This is a genomic window from Nonomuraea pusilla (assembly GCF_900109355.1).
Taxonomy (GTDB): Bacteria; Actinomycetota; Actinomycetes; order Streptosporangiales; family Streptosporangiaceae; genus Nonomuraea; species Nonomuraea pusilla.
Genome location: NZ_FOBF01000012.1, coordinates 240,373 through 256,541, shown reverse-complemented (window position 1 = coordinate 256,541; position 16,169 = coordinate 240,373). Strand labels below are relative to the sequence as shown.

At 73.3% G+C, this 16,169-nt stretch carries 17 protein-coding genes; 8 read left to right on the top strand and 9 right to left on the bottom strand.

The annotated features are described in order from the left end of the window. The first annotated feature begins 4 nt into the window (after positions 1-4). On the top strand, positions 5-1,087 hold the full coding sequence (locus BMX74_RS25115) for a glycosyltransferase family 9 protein (RefSeq protein WP_091103151.1): 1,083 nt from the start codon (positions 5-7) through the stop codon (positions 1,085-1,087). A 60-nt stretch (positions 1,088-1,147) separates the two neighbouring features. After that, positions 1,148-1,501, top strand: a complete 354-nt coding sequence (locus tag BMX74_RS25110) for a DUF1622 domain-containing protein (protein ID WP_055502715.1) — start codon at positions 1,148-1,150, stop codon at positions 1,499-1,501. An 18-nt stretch (positions 1,502-1,519) separates the two neighbouring features. Here the strand turns inward: BMX74_RS25110 and BMX74_RS25105 are convergent, their stop codons facing one another. The 3 genes from BMX74_RS25105 to BMX74_RS25095 all read right to left on the bottom strand — a co-directional run bounded on the left by BMX74_RS25105 (position 1,520) and on the right by BMX74_RS25095 (position 3,908). Continuing rightward, positions 1,520-2,476: an ADP-ribosylglycohydrolase family protein gene (locus BMX74_RS25105; protein ID WP_218154032.1), complete on the bottom strand. Its 957-nt coding sequence runs from the start codon at positions 2,474-2,476 to the stop codon at positions 1,520-1,522. A gap of 47 nt (positions 2,477-2,523) precedes the next feature. Beyond that, the gene (locus tag BMX74_RS25100; protein ID WP_055502717.1) at positions 2,524-2,997 is read right to left on the bottom strand and encodes an SAM-dependent methyltransferase; all 474 of its coding nucleotides are present in this window, start codon (positions 2,995-2,997) and stop codon (positions 2,524-2,526) included. Positions 2,998-3,062: 65 nt separating this feature from the next. Then, positions 3,063-3,908 carry a hypothetical protein gene (locus BMX74_RS25095; RefSeq protein WP_055502718.1) on the bottom strand — a complete coding sequence of 282 codons (846 nt, stop codon included), beginning with the start codon at positions 3,906-3,908 and terminating at the stop codon, positions 3,063-3,065. A 101-nt stretch (positions 3,909-4,009) separates the two neighbouring features. On the opposite strand from BMX74_RS25095, the gene BMX74_RS25090 reads away from it, so the two are divergent. Next, entirely contained in the window at positions 4,010-4,663 is a 654-nt protein-coding gene (locus BMX74_RS25090) for a VC0807 family protein (protein ID WP_091103148.1), read from the top strand. 256 nt (positions 4,664-4,919) lie between these two features. On the opposite strand, the gene BMX74_RS25085 is transcribed toward BMX74_RS25090, so the two are convergent. Then, the gene (locus tag BMX74_RS25085; RefSeq protein WP_091103146.1) at positions 4,920-6,149 is read right to left on the bottom strand and encodes an MFS transporter; all 1,230 of its coding nucleotides are present in this window, start codon (positions 6,147-6,149) and stop codon (positions 4,920-4,922) included. A gap of 89 nt (positions 6,150-6,238) precedes the next feature. Between BMX74_RS25085 and BMX74_RS25080 the strand changes: the two genes are divergently transcribed. Further along, positions 6,239-6,811, top strand: a complete 573-nt coding sequence (locus tag BMX74_RS25080) for a TetR/AcrR family transcriptional regulator (RefSeq protein WP_177227501.1) — start codon at positions 6,239-6,241, stop codon at positions 6,809-6,811. A 30-nt stretch (positions 6,812-6,841) separates the two neighbouring features. On the opposite strand, the gene BMX74_RS25075 is transcribed toward BMX74_RS25080, so the two are convergent. Continuing rightward, on the bottom strand, positions 6,842-7,837 hold the full coding sequence (locus tag BMX74_RS25075) for a glucosyl-3-phosphoglycerate synthase (protein ID WP_055502721.1): 996 nt from the start codon (positions 7,835-7,837) through the stop codon (positions 6,842-6,844). A gap of 65 nt (positions 7,838-7,902) precedes the next feature. Further along, on the bottom strand, positions 7,903-9,342 hold the full coding sequence (locus BMX74_RS25070) for a helix-turn-helix transcriptional regulator (protein ID WP_091103143.1): 1,440 nt from the start codon (positions 9,340-9,342) through the stop codon (positions 7,903-7,905). Positions 9,343-9,651: 309 nt separating this feature from the next. Here BMX74_RS25070 and aceA point away from each other — a divergent pair, with 309 nt between their 5' ends. Then, positions 9,652-10,932, top strand: coding sequence for an isocitrate lyase (gene aceA, locus BMX74_RS25065; RefSeq protein ID WP_055502723.1), 1,281 nt, complete (start codon positions 9,652-9,654; stop codon positions 10,930-10,932). 183 nt (positions 10,933-11,115) lie between these two features. Here the strand turns inward: aceA and BMX74_RS25060 are convergent, their stop codons facing one another. Both BMX74_RS25060 and BMX74_RS25055 read right to left on the bottom strand, forming a co-directional pair. Further along, the gene (locus BMX74_RS25060; RefSeq protein WP_091103141.1) at positions 11,116-11,949 is read right to left on the bottom strand and encodes a siderophore-interacting protein; all 834 of its coding nucleotides are present in this window, start codon (positions 11,947-11,949) and stop codon (positions 11,116-11,118) included. A 106-nt stretch (positions 11,950-12,055) separates the two neighbouring features. Beyond that, the gene (locus BMX74_RS25055) at positions 12,056-13,036 is read right to left on the bottom strand and encodes an alpha/beta hydrolase (RefSeq protein ID WP_091103139.1); all 981 of its coding nucleotides are present in this window, start codon (positions 13,034-13,036) and stop codon (positions 12,056-12,058) included. A 190-nt stretch (positions 13,037-13,226) separates the two neighbouring features. Between BMX74_RS25055 and BMX74_RS25050 the strand changes: the two genes are divergently transcribed. Genes BMX74_RS25050 through BMX74_RS25040 form a run of 3 tightly spaced genes read left to right on the top strand, consistent with a single transcriptional unit; the run spans position 13,227 to position 15,656 of the window. Then, positions 13,227-14,069 (top strand): ABC transporter permease, encoded by an 843-nt coding sequence (locus BMX74_RS25050; RefSeq protein ID WP_091103138.1) that lies wholly within the window; start codon positions 13,227-13,229, stop codon positions 14,067-14,069. Next, a complete protein-coding gene (locus BMX74_RS25045; protein ID WP_055502727.1) occupies positions 14,062-14,856 on the top strand; it encodes an ABC transporter permease in 795 nt (264 codons plus the stop codon). Before BMX74_RS25050 ends, BMX74_RS25045 begins: the two co-directional genes overlap by 8 nt. Beyond that, complete coding sequence (locus tag BMX74_RS25040; protein WP_055502728.1) at positions 14,853-15,656, top strand: ABC transporter ATP-binding protein; 804 nt, start codon at positions 14,853-14,855, stop codon at positions 15,654-15,656. Before BMX74_RS25045 ends, BMX74_RS25040 begins: the two co-directional genes overlap by 4 nt. On the opposite strand, the gene BMX74_RS25035 is transcribed toward BMX74_RS25040, so the two are convergent. After that, entirely contained in the window at positions 15,650-16,123 is a 474-nt protein-coding gene (locus BMX74_RS25035; protein ID WP_256257255.1) for a hypothetical protein, read from the bottom strand. The two genes, BMX74_RS25040 and BMX74_RS25035, sit on opposite strands and share 7 nt — an antisense overlap. Positions 16,124-16,169 lie beyond the last annotated feature (46 nt).

Below are 16,169 nucleotides of genomic sequence, written 5' to 3'. Positions count from 1 at the left end.
GGCCATGAGCGTACGGGGGCGCGCGGACGGACTGGTGGACGGCGTCGAGCGGATCGCGGTGCTGAGGGCCGACGCCCTGGGCCACTTCGTGCTCGCCGTACCGGCGCTGGAGGCGCTCAAGCTGGCCTACCCCGGCGCCACCCTGACGCTGCTGGGCAAGCCGTGGCACGCCGGCTTCCTGAAGGGCCGCCCAGGACCGGTGGACGAGGTGGTGGCGCTTCCGCCGATCACCGGGGTGTCCACCGGCGAGAGCGGGCACGCCGCGCCGGAGGGGTTCGTGACGAGGCTGCGGCGGCGCCGCTTCGACCTGGCCGTGCAGATCCACGGCGGAGGACGCTACTCCAACCCGTTCGTCCGCTCCCTGGGGGCCCGCGTGACCGCCGGCCTGCGCGCCCCGGACGCGACGCCGCTCGACAGGTCGGTGCCGTACCTGTACTTCCAGCAGGAGACGCTGCGCTCGCTGGAGGTCGCGGCGCTGGTCGGCGCGACGGCCGAACGGATGGAGCCGCGTATCGCGGTGACCCGGGCCGACCGTGAGGAGCTGGCGCGCACGCTGGGCGAGCCGCCGCCCGGCCTGGTCGCGCTGCATCCGGGCGCGAGCGACCCGCGCCGCCGCTGGCCCGCCGCGAGCTTCGCCGCCGTCGCCGACCGGCTCGGCCGCCCCGCCGTCGTCACCGGCACGCCGGCCGAGGCGGCGCTGGTGGCGCGGACCGTCGCCGCCATGCGCAGGCCCGCCGTCCCCGTGCTGAACCTGGGCGTCGGGGGCCTGGCCGCCCTGTACGAGCGCTGCTCCCTGGTCGTCTCGAACGACACGGGGGCCCGCCACCTCGCGGCGGCCGTCGGCACGCCGACCGTCGGGCTCTACTGGTGCGGCAACCTCATCAACGCCGGGCCGCTCACCTGCTCGGGGCACCGTCCGCTGATCTCGTGGACGCTGACCTGCCCGTCCTGCGGCACGAGCGGCGTGGACCTCACCAGGCGCTGCCCGCACGACGTGTCGTGGGTGGCGGACATCCCCGTGGACGAGGTCGTCGAGCAGGCCCGCGCCCTCCTCGACGGTGAGGACGTGCCGGGGGCCCGCCCATGAGCCGGGAACCGGCCGGCCACGGCCCGGAGGGCGGGCCGTGAGCCCCGTGGGAGGCGGGCCGTGAGCTTCGCCGGCGTGGTCGAGCGGGTGGGCCAGGGCGTGGACGCGGCGGGTGTGGTGATCATCGTGCTGGGGGCGCTGCTGGCGACCGCCCGGTTCGTCCAGCTCGTGGGGCGGCGGCGGCAGCCGCTCCAGGAGTCGTACCGCGCCTACCGGCAGGGGCTCGGCCGCGCAATCCTCCTCGGGCTGGAGTTCCTGGTGGCGGGCGACATCATCAAGACGGTCGCCGTCGCCCCGACCTTCGCCGGTGTGGGCGTCCTCGCGCTCATCGTCCTGGTGCGTACCTTCCTCAGCTTCTCGCTGGAGGTGGAACTGGAGAACCGCCTGCCGTGGCAGCCGCGCACCCCGTCCTGACCCGCGGGAGCGCGGTGCTCAGGCGGGGCCGGTGGGGCGGCTCAGCAGGCGGTGGGTGAGGTCGAGGAGGTCCGGCAGGGTGAGGACGGCGCCGCCCCCGCCGGGCAGCGGGACGTGCAGGGGATCGGTCCAGCGGCCGGGGATCGCGTCCAGCCCGTACACGGCGCCCGCGAGGCCGCCCGTCACGGCGGCGACGGTGTCGGTGTCGCCGCCGAGGTCCACGGCGGCGCGCACGGCGTCCTCGAAGCCGCCGGTCGTGCGCAGCGCCCAGACGGCCGAGCCCAGGCAGGGCCAGACGGCGCCGTTCGGCTCGGTGGCCCTGCCGGGGTGCCAGCCCGGGTCGAGGACGACGGCGTAACGCTCCCGGTGGACGGGGTGGACGGCGGCCAGGACGTCCGGCAGGGCCGCCAGCGGGTCGCCGCCGTCGAGGGCGACGCGTACCAGGTCGTGGAAGATGGCGCTGCCCTCCCAGGCGGCGGGGTCGCCGTGGGTGAGCGCGGCGATCCTGCGCGCGGCCTCCATCGTGGCAGGACGTCCGTCGGGAGCGAAGTACACGGCGCTGGTGGCGGCCCGCATCAGCGCGCCGTTGCCGGCGGCGCGCCCGGTGGCGCGGAAGTGGGCGTCGGCGGCCCGGTCCCAGGGCAGGCGGCGGGACAGGACGTCGCGCGTCTGCAGGCCGATGTCCTTCGGACGGTCGGAGGCCCAGCGGCGGAAGCGGTCGAAGACGTCCGGCAGGTCGAGGCCGCCGCGCTCCACCAGGGACGCGGCGACGTGCACCGCCATCTGGGTGTCGTCGGTGGCCTCGCCGGGCGCCCAGACTCCGCCCCCGCACATCTCGCCCCCGGTGCCCGGCCACGGGAACCGGGAGGAGAACGCCCCGGCCGGCCCGAACTCGAAGGGCGCGCCCAGCGCGTCGCCGACCGCCGACCCCACGACCGCGCCCGCGGCCCGCTCCACACGATGCACCTGATCCACGGACGGCACGCTAACAGCGATCGGGCGCCGCGCCCAGCGCACGCCGATCAGTAGTAGTGGCGCATCAGCTCGGTCGCCCACGCGGGCTGCGCGGTGGGGCCCTGGGGGCCGAACTCGGCCATGTAAGGCTTGATGTCGAGCACGGGGGTGCCGTCGACGGCGTCGAGGCCGCGGACGTGGACGTCGAGCCCGTCCACGGCGACCAGGCGGCAGCGGGAGACGCCGAGCCGGTTGGGACGGTTCTTGCCGCGCTGGGCGAAGATGCCCGCCAGCGGCCAGTCCGGGTTGCCCCGGGGGTGACGGGCGGAGGTCTCCACGGCGGCGGGGTCGACGAGGTGGAACTGGAAGACGACCTCCAGGTGGGAGAACGCGTCCAGGCCGGCGAGGCTGTCGGGCGTGAACCGCGCGGCGTCGAGGCGGATCAGCGCCTCGACGCTGTCCCAGTCGTCGTCGTAGGCCTCGGTGCGGCCGCCGACGACTGTGGCCACCGGCTCCAGCGTCACGGCGTTGACATCGGTCATGATCGTCCTCTCCGGGCGGGGTGAATGTCCCGACCTTAAGGGCTGGGGAGCGGCGGCCGCTTCTGTCACGGCGGCGGGACGCTCCACCGGCTCTGCACTGAGGACGGCGCGGGCGTGCCCTCCTCGGCCAGCACCCCGCGCACGTAGGCGGCGGCGGGGCCGCCGTAGACGCGGTGCACCTTCCCGATGGCGGCGTGCAGGCGGGGCAGCGACCAGCCGGGAGGCTGCAGCCGCTCCGGCAGCCGAGGGGCGCGCAGCGTGTCGACCAGTGCGGCGCCGAGCAGCCTGTTGAAGGTACGCAACGCCTCCGCGTCCGCCGCGAGCGCCCCGGACCCTGCCCCCGCCCCGGACCCGCCCCCGGCCGGTTCGAGGGCCGCGTCCATCGCGGCGGCGTGGGCGGCGAAGGCGGCGTCGAGCGTTCCGAGGTCCCAGGCGTCGTACGCGGCCCGCGCGGCCTCGTCGTCCGTCATGGCGATCTCGGCCGTGCGCAGCCGCACGCCCTGCGGCGGGTCGAGCAGCGGGCCGAGGTGGGCGGAGCGGTCGGTGAGCGCGATGAGCACGCCCTGCTGGAGCAGGCCGTAGCCGGTGAGCAGGGCGGTGCGGCGCAGCGCGTCGCGGTAGGCGCGCTCGCTCTCCGGCACCTGGTAGAGCAGCGCGTGGAAGCGCCCGGTCCACTCCGGCGCCCCGGCGGAGGCGTCGCTCTTGATCCTGGCGAAGCCGGCGGCCGTGCCGCCCGCCAGCCGGTAGTACGCGCGCCCGCCGCGCCGCTCGCCGGTCAGCTGGCCGTCGCGGCGCATCCGGGCGACGAGCGCCCGTCCCGCCGCCTCGGTCAGCCCGAGGTCGCCCAGCAGCCTGACGAGGGCCCTGCCGGGCAGTTCGGACTCCCCGGCGACCCCGAACAGGAACGGCACGAGACCGAGAGAACGCCCGCGGGAGGGTCGTACGGACGGGCCTCGCGATGGTACATTTTCGTTCACGATCGTGAGCATAGTCGACACATACGGGAGGTCCGGTGGCGAGACTCCAGGCCGTGGCCCTGAACTGGGGCCCGACGATCGTCTTCAACGTCGCCCTTCCGTGGCTGACGTACGAGGTGCTGACCGACCGCGGCATGCCGGCGGTCACCGCGCTCGCGATCTCGGCGGTGTGGCCGGCCCTCGAGGTGCTCGGCGTGTTCCTGATCCGGCGCAGGATCGACGACTTCGGCGTCCTCGCGCTGGTCGTCGTCGGGCTCGGCGTCGCCGCCACACTGGTCTTCCAGGACGAGCGGATGGCGCTGGTCAAGGACTCCGCGCTCACCGGCCTGTTCGGCCTGGTGCTGCTCGGCTCGCTGCTCGCGCCCCGGCCGCTGATGTTCTACTTCGGCCGCAAGTTCGGCACCGACGGCACCGACGAGGGGCTGGCGCGCTGGAACGACCTGTGGCAGTACGCCGGGTTCCGCCGCGTGCAGCGCGTCCTCACCGTGGTCTGGGGCGTCGCCTACCTGGCCGAGGCGGCCGTGCGCGTCGTGCTCGCGTACACGCTGTCCACCTCCGCCATGGTGCTGATCTCCACGGTGCTGCCGATCGCGGTCACCGCCGGGCTGGTCACCTGGACCATCACGTACGCCCGCCGCGCCCGCGCCGCGGCCGCCCGCCTGAACCCGGCGGCCGTGTCCTCCACCTGAGGCGCGTCACCAGCCCGGGTATCGGCGCCACCGGTACGGTGCGCTCCCAGCAGGGCGACGGAGTCGCCGTCGGGCGCCGTGGCGGCGAAGGCCGGCGCCTCCATGGCGTCACCAGGAGCGGGGTGGGAGGCCGCGACGTAGACGCCGCCGAGCAGGGCCGACGGCGCGGTGGCGACCAGGCCCGTCAGCGTCGGCGTCTCACGCACGTCGCCGTCACGATACCCCCGCGGGGCCGGACGTTCCTGTGGGGTGAGGTTCACGCGGGACGGCGGGCCGAGACGAGCACGGCGAGCGCCGCGAGGAGCAGGCTCGCGGCCAGGCCGTACGTGAGGGTGGAGAAGCCGCCGAACGCGGCCGCCACCTGCGGGCCGACGCTGCCGCCCACCGCGAGGGCCGCCGAGAACAGAGCCAGCGCCGTGCCCCTCGCCGGGCCCGCGGGGGCCGAGATCGCCTCGTTCATGCTGGGCAGCCCGCCGGTGATGGCGGCGACGTACGCGGCGAGCAGCAGGGCCAGGACGAGACCGGAGGCGCCGCTGACGCCGGTCGCGGCGAGCGCGAGCGCCCCCGCCGCCATGAACGACGCGGCCCTGGCCGCGCTGGACGCCCGCGCCAGGAACGGCATGACCAGCGGCACCAGCACGATCGACGGCAGGCCGCTCGCGCGCAGCGTCAGCAGTTCGGCCGGGGAGAGCCCGCCGTGGATCTGCAGCCCGGTGTACAGGGCGACGAAGGTCACCATGAGCAGCACGGTCGCGACGTAGCGCAGGGCGAGCACGCGGTGGAACAGCAGGCCGGGCACCGCCCGGTAGGCCGACAGCAGCGACCCCGCGCCGGCGCGCGGCAGGTCGGGCAGCATGACCGCGCGCACCCCCAGCGCCGCCAGGGCGAACGCCGCCGCCATGGCGAGGAACAGCCCGCGCCAGCCGATCACGTCCACCAGGAGCTGGGCGGCCACCTGGAGCACCACGGCGGAGGCGAGGAAGGCGCCGGTCACGGCCGCGATGGCGACCACGCGGCGGCGCGGCTCCAGCCGCTCGGCCAGGTACGCCATGCCGGCGGGCGGGAACATCGCCACGGCGACGCCCTGCACGGCTCGCAGCGCGAGCGCGACCTCAGGGCCTGTGCCGGCCGCGACCAGCGCCGTCGTCAACGCCGCCAGCGGCAGCCCGACCATCAGGATCCGGCGGCGGCCGTACCGGTCCGACAGGGGGCCGAACACCAGGAAACCGACGCCGTAGCCGATGCCGAACGCCGTCACCAGCCAGGTCAGGGCGCCGGGCGAGGCGCCCCAGTCGTCGGCCATCGCGTGCAGGAGCGGGATCACGACGTACAGCTGACCGCTGACCAGCACCGCGGTGAGCACGAACGCGGTCAGGGTGCGCCCGAAGGGCGCATGAGCGGGAGCGCCGGAGGTGCCGTCAGAGGGGGCGCCAGGGGAAGGGGCCGCGGCGACGCCGGGCGCCGGGCGGGGAGAGGTCATCGTCATGGCCTGGGACCGTAGCCAACCAACTAGTTGGATGTCAACTAACTAGTTGGATTGCAACTGTTCAGTTGGTCCCGGATAAGATGGGCGCCATGGCACCCAAGGTCTCGACCGCCGCCACCCGGGCCGCGCTCCTGGAGGCCGCGCGCGAGGAGTTCGCCTCCTACGGCGTGGCCGGCGCGCGCGTCGACCGCATCGCGGAGCGCGCCGGAGTGAACAAGGAGCGCATCTACGGCCACTTCGGCAGCAAGGAGAAGCTGTTCGACGCGGTCATCGCCGAGGCGCTCGACGACCTCACGGCACGCATCGCGCTGCCGGGCACCGACCCCGTCGACTACGTGGCCCGGCTGACCGACTACTACCGCACCCACCCCGACCTGGTACGCCTGCTGATGTGGGAGGCGCTGAACTACCGGGGCCAGGACCTCCTCCCCGGGCAGGAGGACAGGGTCGGGCGGTGCGCCCGCAAGAACGCCTCGCTGGCCGGGGGCATGGGCCGCACGCCGTCGGCCGAGACCGGGCGGCTGCTGTTCACGCTGACCGGGCTGGCGCTGTTCCCGTCGATGATGACGCAGCTGGCCCGCATCATGCTGGGCGACGCCGCCGACGACCACGACGCCATGCGTGAGCAGGTCTCGGCCTTCGTCGCCGCCGCGCTCAAGTGAGAGCCGCCGCCGCGTTCGTCCGGGGCCGGCTCATCCGGCTCGCCGGGCGACCGCCACGGCGGGGCCGGCGCGGGTGGGCGCGTGCGCGGACGGGCGGGCGGCGCCCGCCACGGTGATCATGGGCGGCCGTTCCGCGATGCCGACCTCGCTGGTCAGCACGTCGTGCCCGGCCTCGACGCGCCGGAACTGCGTCAGCAGCGCCGCCGGGTCGTGCCGCGCCTCGATCTTGCCCTGACGTTCCAGCCTGCTCCACGCGGCCAGCATGATCTGCGCCGCCATCGCGCCGAGCGCCTCCGTCGACTGCGGCCTGTGCTCGCGCGCCCCGAGGTCCACCTGGGCGAACGCGTCGAGCCCCGCCAGGTCGAGGAGGTCCACCAGCAGGCCCAGTTCGACGCCGTATCCGGTGAGGAAGGGGACGCGTTCGAGCGCCGACCGGCGCCCCGCGTACTCCCCCGCGAGCGGCTGGACGAACCCGGCGAGCTGCGGCCAGTGCAGGTTGATCAGCGGACGGGCGACCAGCTCGGTGACGCGCCCGCCGCCGTTCCGCGTGCCGTTCAGCGGCCGGTCGTAGCAGGCCTTGGCGTACGCGACGGTGGGGTCGGCGAGCAGGGGCCCGAGCACGCCGCCGACCAGCGATGAGCGGAAGCGGCGGATGTCGGCGTCGGCGAAGGCGACGACGTCGCCGGAGGTGACGGCCAGCGACTTCCACAGCGCCTCCCCCTTGCCGTGCAGGGGGCACAGGTGGGGCAGGATCTCGTCCTGGGCGTGCACGTCGGCGCCGGCGCGGGCGGCGACGGCGGCGGTGTCGTCGCGCGAGCGGGAGTCGATGACGACGAGCTCGTCCACGATCCGGTCGAGGTCGCGCCTGATGGTGCGCACGATGTCGCCCACGGTCTCCCGCTCGTCGCGGGCGGGGAGCACGACGCTCACGGTGGTCCGCCCCTTGGCCTCGACGAGGGCCTCGATGGGCCAGTCGGCGGCCGACGACGTGCGGCGCCGCAGCCATCCGCGCACTTCAGACAGCATCCGAACACCTCCCGGAGTCCTATATGCCCCGAAATGTCCGAATAGAAGAATGAAATGTCGGAGGATCAGCCGTTGATGGCGTGCCGCTCCAGGAACGTGTAGACGTCGGCCTCGTCCACGCCGGGGAACGAGCCGGGCGGCAGCGCGGCCAGGACGTGCGAGTTGGCCCGCGCCGACGGCCACGCGTAGCCCTCCCACCGCTCGGCCAGCTCCGCCGGCGGGCGGCGGCAGCAGTCGCCGGTCGGGCAGTTGGACTTCGTGCGGTGCGTGGTCTCACGCCCGCGGAACCAGCGCGACTCCTTGTACGGCACGCCCAGCGTGATGGCGAAGTCGCGCTCGCGCGACGGATCGACGTGCGCGACGCAGAAGTACGTGCCCGTCGGCGAGTCGGAGTACTGGTAGTAGACGGAGAAGCGGTCCGGCGAGGCGAACACCTGCCTGCCCGACCACTGCAGGCACATCCGCTGCCCCTCGATGGCGCCCTGCTCGTCGGCCGGGAAGACGATGCCGTCGTTCTCGTACGCCTTGTAGATGATGCCGCCCGCGTCGTTGCGCACGAAGTGGCAGACCAGGCCGAGGTGGTGGGTGGCCAGGTTGGTGAAGCGGTGGGCCGCCATCTCGTACGACACCGCGAAGACGTCGCGCAGATCCTCCACCGACAGCGCCCGGTCGGCCTTGGCCTCCTGCAGGTACGGCGCGGCGGCCTTCTCGGGCACCAGCACGGCGGCGGCGAAGTAGTTGGCCTCGGTGCGCTGGCGCAGGAAGTCGGCGAAGTCGCGGGGCTTGTCGTGGCCGAGCGCGAGGTGGCCGAGCGTCTGGAGCAGGATCGTGCGCGGCGTGTGCATGCCGAGCTGCTCGTGCTTGACGTAGACGCGACGGTTGCGAAGGTCGGTGATGGAGCGTACGGACCTGGGGAGGTCCTGGGCGGTGTGGACCGTGTAGCCGAAGTGCGTGACCAGGCTCTGGATCATGCTCTGCGACAGGGCGCCGGCGCGGTAGCCGACGGCGGCGAGCGCCTCGGCGGCGGCCTGCTCGATCTCGGGGAAGTAGTTGCCCAGCTCGCGCTGCCTGCGGCGCAGCTCGGCGTTGGCGACCCTGGCCTCCTCGGGCGTGGCGGTGCCCCTGGCCTGCCGGGCGCGCAGCTCGCCGTACAGGCCGAGGAGGTGCTCCAGCACGTCGTTGGGGACGCGCGCCGAGACCTTCAGTCGGGGCAGGCCCAGGCCGGCGTAGAGGGGGTCGCGCTGGGCCTCCTCCAGTGCGATCTCCAGCTGGGCGCGCCGGTTGGGCGGCTGGCGGCGCAGCAGCTCCTCGACGGGCACGTTCAGCGCGGACGCGAGCGACTTGAGCAGCGAGAGCTTCGGCTCGCGCTTGCCGTTCTCCAGGAGCGAGAGCTGGCTGGGCGCCCTGCTGACCCGGGTGCCCAGGTCGGACAGCGTGAGGCCCCGCTGTTTGCGCAGGTGCCGCAGGCGCTGGCCAAACGCGATGAGATCGAGCTCCTGCGTCAAAGACAGCGGTTCTTCACCCAGCAACGACGCCATGCGCGCATCCTAGTCGGAAAATCGGCCTATTTTCCAGCCTGCCGGGCAGGGGACCGGGAGTGCGGCCACCGGACCGCCACCCGTGATGATCACGACCGCGCGACGGCAGTGGTCTAGTCCAAAGGGAAAACTGTCGTTTTCTTCCTGGCTGAATACCCGCCGGTAGTGACGAAACCGGAAACTTTCGCGATTCTTCTCTCGACACCAGGCTGGTCGACCCCGGTCACGAGGGCAGAAACTCGGCGTAGGCCCCAGGGGACGACAAAGGAGTGAATAATGAACGATCGCCTCAAGGGAGCTGCGGAGCAGCTGCAGGACGAATGGGACAACGACCCGCGCTGGGCGGGTGTCGAGCGCACCTACAGCGCCGAGGACGTGATCCGGCTGCGCGGCAGCGTCCAGGAGGAGCACACGCTCGCCCGGCTCGGCGCCGAGCGGCTGTGGAACCTGCTGCACACCGAGGACTACGTCCACGCCCTCGGCGCGCTCACCGGCAACCAGGCCGTCCAGCAGGTGAAGGCGGGCCTGAAGGCGATCTACCTGTCCGGCTGGCAGGTCGCCGCCGACGCCAACCTGAGCGGCCAGACCTACCCGGACCAGAGCCTCTACCCCGCCAACTCCGTGCCGGCCGTCGTGCGCCGCATCAACAACGCGCTGCTGCGCGCCGACCAGATCACCTGGGCGGAGGGCGTCGAGGCCCCGCACTGGCTGGCGCCCATCGTCGCCGACGCCGAGGCCGGCTTCGGCGGCGTGCTCAACGCGTTCGAGCTGATGAAGGGCATGATCGCCGCCGGCGCCGCGGGCGTGCACTGGGAGGACCAGCTCGCCTCGGAGAAGAAGTGCGGCCACCTGGGCGGCAAGGTGCTCATCCCGACCGGGCAGCACATCAAGACGCTCAACGCCGCCCGGCTCGCGGCCGACGTGGCCGGAGTCCCGTCCCTGATCATCGCGCGGACCGACGCCCAGGCCGCGACGCTCCTGACCAGCGACGTTGACCCGCGCGACCAGGCCTTCACCACCGGCGAGCGCACCTCCGAGGGCTTCTACCGCGTCCGCAACGGCGTGCAGGCCTGCATCGCCCGCGGCCTGGCCTACGCGCCGCACTCCGACCTGCTCTGGATGGAGACCGGCACGCCCGACCTGGACGTGGCCCGCGAGTTCGCCGAGGCCATCAAGGCCGAGTACCCGGACCAGATGCTCGCCTACAACTGCTCGCCGTCGTTCAACTGGAAGAAGCACCTGGACGACTCGACCATCGCCAAGTTCCAGCGCGAGCTCGGCCACATGGGGTACAAGTTCCAGTTCATCACTCTGGCCGGGTTCCACTCGCTGAACTACTCGATGTTCGACCTCGCCCAGGGCTACGCCGCCGAGGGCATGACGGCGTACGTCGAGCTGCAGGAGGCCGAGTTCGCGGCCGAGTCGCGCGGCTACACCGCGACCAGGCACCAGCGCGAGGTCGGCACCGGCTACTTCGACCTGGTCAGCACCGCCGTGGCGCCCGACTCCTCGACCACGGCGCTCAAGGGCTCCACCGAGGAGGAGCAGTTCCACTAAAAGGACGTCCTCGACAGGAGGACCTCGCCGGACACGTCCAGGGCATGGGACGGTTCCCCGGCGACGCGGCCGCGCCGGCTCCCCTCCGGCGCGGCCGTTCTCCTGTCCGGAGCCGCCGGGCCGTGGAACAGCGTGGAACAGCCGGGCCGTCGAGAAGGGCGTAGGGCGTGGTCAGGGCCGTTCTCAGGCGATGGCGGCGGCCTCCTCGGCCTCCACCTGGTGGTTCCACGCCTTCTTGACCGCGCGCCACGTCTCGTCGTCGACGCCTGCGCGCCAGTAACCGGAGATCGACAGCCGCTCCAGCGGCAGCCCCCGCTCCAGCCTCAGGTGGCGGCGCAGCTCCTTGACGAACCCCGCCTCGCCGTGGACGAACGCGTGCACGTCCCCGGCCGGGAAGTCCAGCTCCCGCACGGCCCGCACCAGCGCCTCGCCGACCCGCCCGCCGTTCCGGTACACCCAGCTGACCTGGGCGCGGGCGCGCGTGTCGAGCTTCTGCTCGTCCTCGGGGCCGTCCACCTCCACGAGGACGTGCGCGAGCGCGGCCTCGGGCAGCGCCTCCACCGACGCCGCGATGGCGGGCAGGGCGCTCTCGTCGCCCACCAGCAGGTGCCAGTCCGCCCCGGGGTCGGGGGCGTAGCCGCCGCCGGGGCCGAGCAGCAGCACGGCGTCGCCGGGCACCGCCCGCGCCGCCCACGGCCCTGCCAGCCCCTTGTCGCCGTGGTGGACGAAGTCGAGGGTGAGCTCACAGGCGTCGGGGTCCCAGGCGCGCACGGTGTAGGTGCGCAGCCGCGGCCACAGCTCGCGCGGCATCGTCCGGCGCACCTCGCTCACGCTGAACGGCTCGGGGTAGTCGACGCCCTCGCAGGGGAAGACGAGCTTGACGTAGTGGTCGGTGAAGCCCTCGCAGGCGAAGTCCCGCAGCCCGTCGCCGCCGACGACGACCCGCACCATGTACCGCGAGACGCGCTCGGTGCGCAGGACGACGCCCTTGTGATGATCCCTGGGCTTCTCACTCATCGAACCACTCCCCACCCTGACGAGTTAGGCATACCTAACCTTACACGCTGCCCGCCGGGAACCGGTCCCGGCAGGAGCGGGGGGAGACGCGGATCACAGCCAGGGTTCAGGCGGCGGCCTCACCGTCCAGGAGGACGGGCCTGACCCCGACCGCCGACAGGAAGCTCGCCATGTGACGGAACGCCGTACGGGCCTCGGGCACCAGGTCGGCGAGGATCGGGAAGACGTGCGGCATGCGCGGCCACTCCTCGTACCAGACGGGCGTGCCGGTCTGCCTGGCGCGGACGGCGACCCGCCTGGCCTCGTCCCGCAGCACCTCGGTCGAGCCCGTGACGATCATGAGGGGCGGCAGACCGGTGAAGTTGCCGTGCACGGGCGACACGAGCGGGTCGCTCGGGTCGAGCCCCGACGTCCAGCGCGCCGCCAGCCACCGCACCCGGCCCGCCGGGAGCATCGGGTCCTGCCAGCGGTTGGCCCGGCGCGGGAAGTCCGTCAGGTCGGCCCACGGCGACAGGCAGATCGCCGCGGACGGCAGCGGCATGCCCCGGTCGCGCAGGGCGAGCAGCGTGGCCAGGGTCAGGTGGCCGCCCGCCGAGTCGCCCGCCACGACGATGTCGCGCCCGGCGTACCCCTGGCTCAGCACGCACTCGTACGCGTCCAGCGCGTCGGTCAGGGAGTCGGCCAGCTTGTGCACCGGACCCTGCCGGTAGTCGAGCGCGAGCACCGGACGGCGGGCCGCCAGCGACAGCCGCCAGGTGATGGGCCGGTGGGTGCGCGGCGAGCAGGAGAAGTAGCCGCCGCCGTGGAAGTACAGCAGCACCTTGCCCTCGTCCAGCTCCCCTCCGGCCCGCACCCACTCGCCGCCGCAGGCGGAGAAGGTGTGGGGGACGATGCAGACGTCGGCGGGCGCCGCGACCGGGACGAGGCGCGCCAGCTCGCCGCCCAGGCGGGCGGCGCCGAGCAGGGCGATCGGATGGCGCAGCAGGAGGTGGGAGGCAGGCTTCACCGTCCCGTGCATGAGGCCGGTGACGGCGCGGGCCTGCCAGCTGTACGGGTACTCCGGAGTCACGTCCCTGTCGATGCGCATATGGGCCCTCCGAAGGATTTCTTCCCTCAACAACATCCTTCTACCGGTCGGTAAGAATCTCATCCCTTACACGGATATTTCGGGTCAAACCTCCATGGGGATCGACCTCGCGTTTAACCCGTTGCCCCGCCCCGACCAGCGACGGATAATTCCACGGCCCCTTCCCGCACCCACGGCCCCTCCCGCACCCATGCCCCACTCCCCGCACGTTCCGTCACCGTGCCGTCACCCTCCGGAGGACACCACGCCCGCCCTCTACGCCCGCCTCGTCCGCCACGGCTTCCGCAGGCACGCCGCCTACCCGGGAGCCGCGCTCGCCGGGGCGTTCACCAACACCGTCTTCGGCGTCCTGCGCGCGTACACGCTCATCGCCCTCTGGCAGGCCCGCCCCGGCCTGGCCGGCTACGACGTGGCCGACGCCGTCACCTTCTGCTTCGTCACGCAGGCGTTCATCGGGCCGATGCAGCTCTTCGGCGGCGGCCTCGGCATCCCCGAACGCATCCGCAGCGGCGACATCGCCCTCGACCTCGTCCGTCCCGCGCCGCTCCAGCTCTGGGCGTTCGCCGAGGACCTCGGCAGGGCGGCGTACCTGCTGGCCGTCCGCGGCGTGCCGCCCCTGCTGGCCGGCGCGGCGCTGTTCGGCATCACGGCCCCCGACGGCCCCGCCCGCTGGGCCGCGCTCGCCGCCGGGCTGCTCGCCGCCTTCGCGGTCAGCTTCGGCTGGCGTTACCTCGTCGCCCTGTCGGTGTGCTGGCTCACCGACGACCGCGGGGTGAACGTCCTGTCGCTCGTGCTCACCACGTTCTTCAGCGGCATGCTCCTGCCGCTCGGCCTCTTCCCCGGCGCGCTCGGCGAGGTGGCGGCCGCGCTGCCCTGGGCCGCCATCGTCCAGGCGCCCGCCGACCTCTACCTCGGCACCGCCCCCATCGGGCCGACCCTCGCCTTCCAGGCGTTCTGGACGGTCGTCCTGGCCGGGCTCGGCGTGCTCGGCACCCGCGCGATCCGCCACCGGGTGGTGATCCAGGGTGGTTAGGACGTACGCGCTGCTCATCTGGACGTGGACCCGCTCCGCCGCCGCCTACCCCGCCTCGTTCGCGCTGGCGGCCGTGTTCACCACGGTCACGGCCGCCGTCGACCTGGGCGTCATCCTCGTCGTCTTCGCCAACACCACCGCGCTGGCCGGGTTCTCCCGCGACGAGGTCCTGTTCCTGTACGGCGCCGCGTCGCTGGCCTTCTGCGTCACCGACCTCCTCATCGGCAACATCGACCGGGTCAGCGGCCACATCAGGGCCGGCACGCTCGACGTCGTCCTCATCAGGCCCGCGGCCGCGTGGGTCCAGCTCGCCGCCGACCGGTTCGTCCCCGCTCGGATCGGGCGCGTCCTGCAGGCGGCGGCCGTCCTCGGCCACTCCGTGGCCGTGATCGGGCCCGACTGGCGGCGCGCCTGGATGATCCCCGTCATGCTCGCCACCGGCATCGTGATCTTCGCGGCGCTCTGGACGCTCGCCGGGGCGCTGCAGTTCCTGCTCACCGACGCCCCCGAGGTGGTCAACTCCTTCACCTACGGCGGCCAGCAGCTCACCCAGTACCCGCTCAGCGTGTACGGCCGCGACCTGGTGCGCGGCGTCACGTACGTCCTGCCGCTGGCCTTCGTCAACTGGCAGCCGGGCCTGTACGTGCTGGGCAGGCCCGACCCGTGCGGCACGCCGGAGTTCACGCGCTTCCTCGGCCCGGCCGCCGCGCTCCTCCTCTCCCTGCTCGCCGCGCTCGCCTGGCGGCAGGGCATCAGGCACTACCGCTCCACAGGGAGTCAAGGATGATCGAGCTCGACCGGGCGGGACGCTCCTTCAAGGTCAGGCGGACCGTCGTCCACGCCGTGCGCGACCTGTCGTTCACCGTCGGGCGGGGCGAGTTCGTCGGCTGCCTCGGCCCCAACGGCGCGGGCAAGTCCACGACGATCAAGATGCTCTGCGGCATCCTCACGCCCACGTCGGGCAGCGTGCGGGTGGCGGGGCTCGACCCGTCGCGCCGCCGCACGGCGCTCGCGCGCCGCATCGGCGTCGTCTTCGGCCAGCGCACCACCCTCTGGTGGGACCTGCCGCTCGCCGACAGCTTCCAGCTGGTCCGGCACCTTTACAAAGTAGATCGTAGAACGTTCGCGGAGCGGCTGGACGAGCTGTGCGAGACGCTCGACCTCGGGACCTTCCTGCGCACCCCGGTGCGGCAGCTCAGCCTGGGCCAGCGCATGCGCGGCGACCTCGCCGCCGCGCTGCTCCACGCGCCCGAGGTGCTCGTGCTCGACGAACCCACCATCGGCCTGGACGTCGTGAGCAAGGCCGGCATCCGCGACTTCCTGCTCAGGCTCAACGCCGAGCGGGGCACCACCGTGCTGCTCACCACCCACGACCTGGGCGACGTCGAGCGGCTCTGCCGCCGAGTCGTGCTCATCGACCACGGACGGCTGGCCTTCGACGGCACGCTCGCCGGCCTCATGGCCACCGTCCCCGGCCGGACGACGATCGAGGACGTCGTCACCCACCTCTACACCGCCGGGCGCCGGGCGGCCGCGTCACCCGCGGAGGAGCCGGCGCGGGCGCTCCGACGGGCGCGGGATCAGTAGTAACCCTCCTGGCCGGACTCGTAGTCGTCGTCGGCGTCGCCGCCGCGCGACCAGCGCGACGGCATCAGCACGGGGATGAACAGGGCCACCCCGAGCAGGGCGAGCACGCCGGTCGTGAGCAGCGTGGCGGCGCCCGCGCCCACGTCCCTGACGAGCGGGTCCAGCGACGGGTCCGACGGCACGAACGACAGCGCGCGGGCGGTGTCGAGCGCGTAGACGACGGTCCAGGCCAGCAGGACCAGGGAGGGCACGAACGCGGCGATCGGCGAGACCCGCCCCGCCATGACGAGCCCGACGACCAGGCCGACCGCGGCCATGGCGCCGAGCGCGACCCAGAGCGTCTGCTGAGGAGGAGGGCCGCCCGCCGCGCCGGACAGCTGCCGCACCGCCCACCCGCCGCCGCCCAGCACGCCCGCGGTCACCACCAAGCCGATGAACAGACCACCTAAATGCCGCAACGTTCTCACCTCATGTCAACGCGGTCGGCAAGACACTAGCGACAAAGGCCGTCCA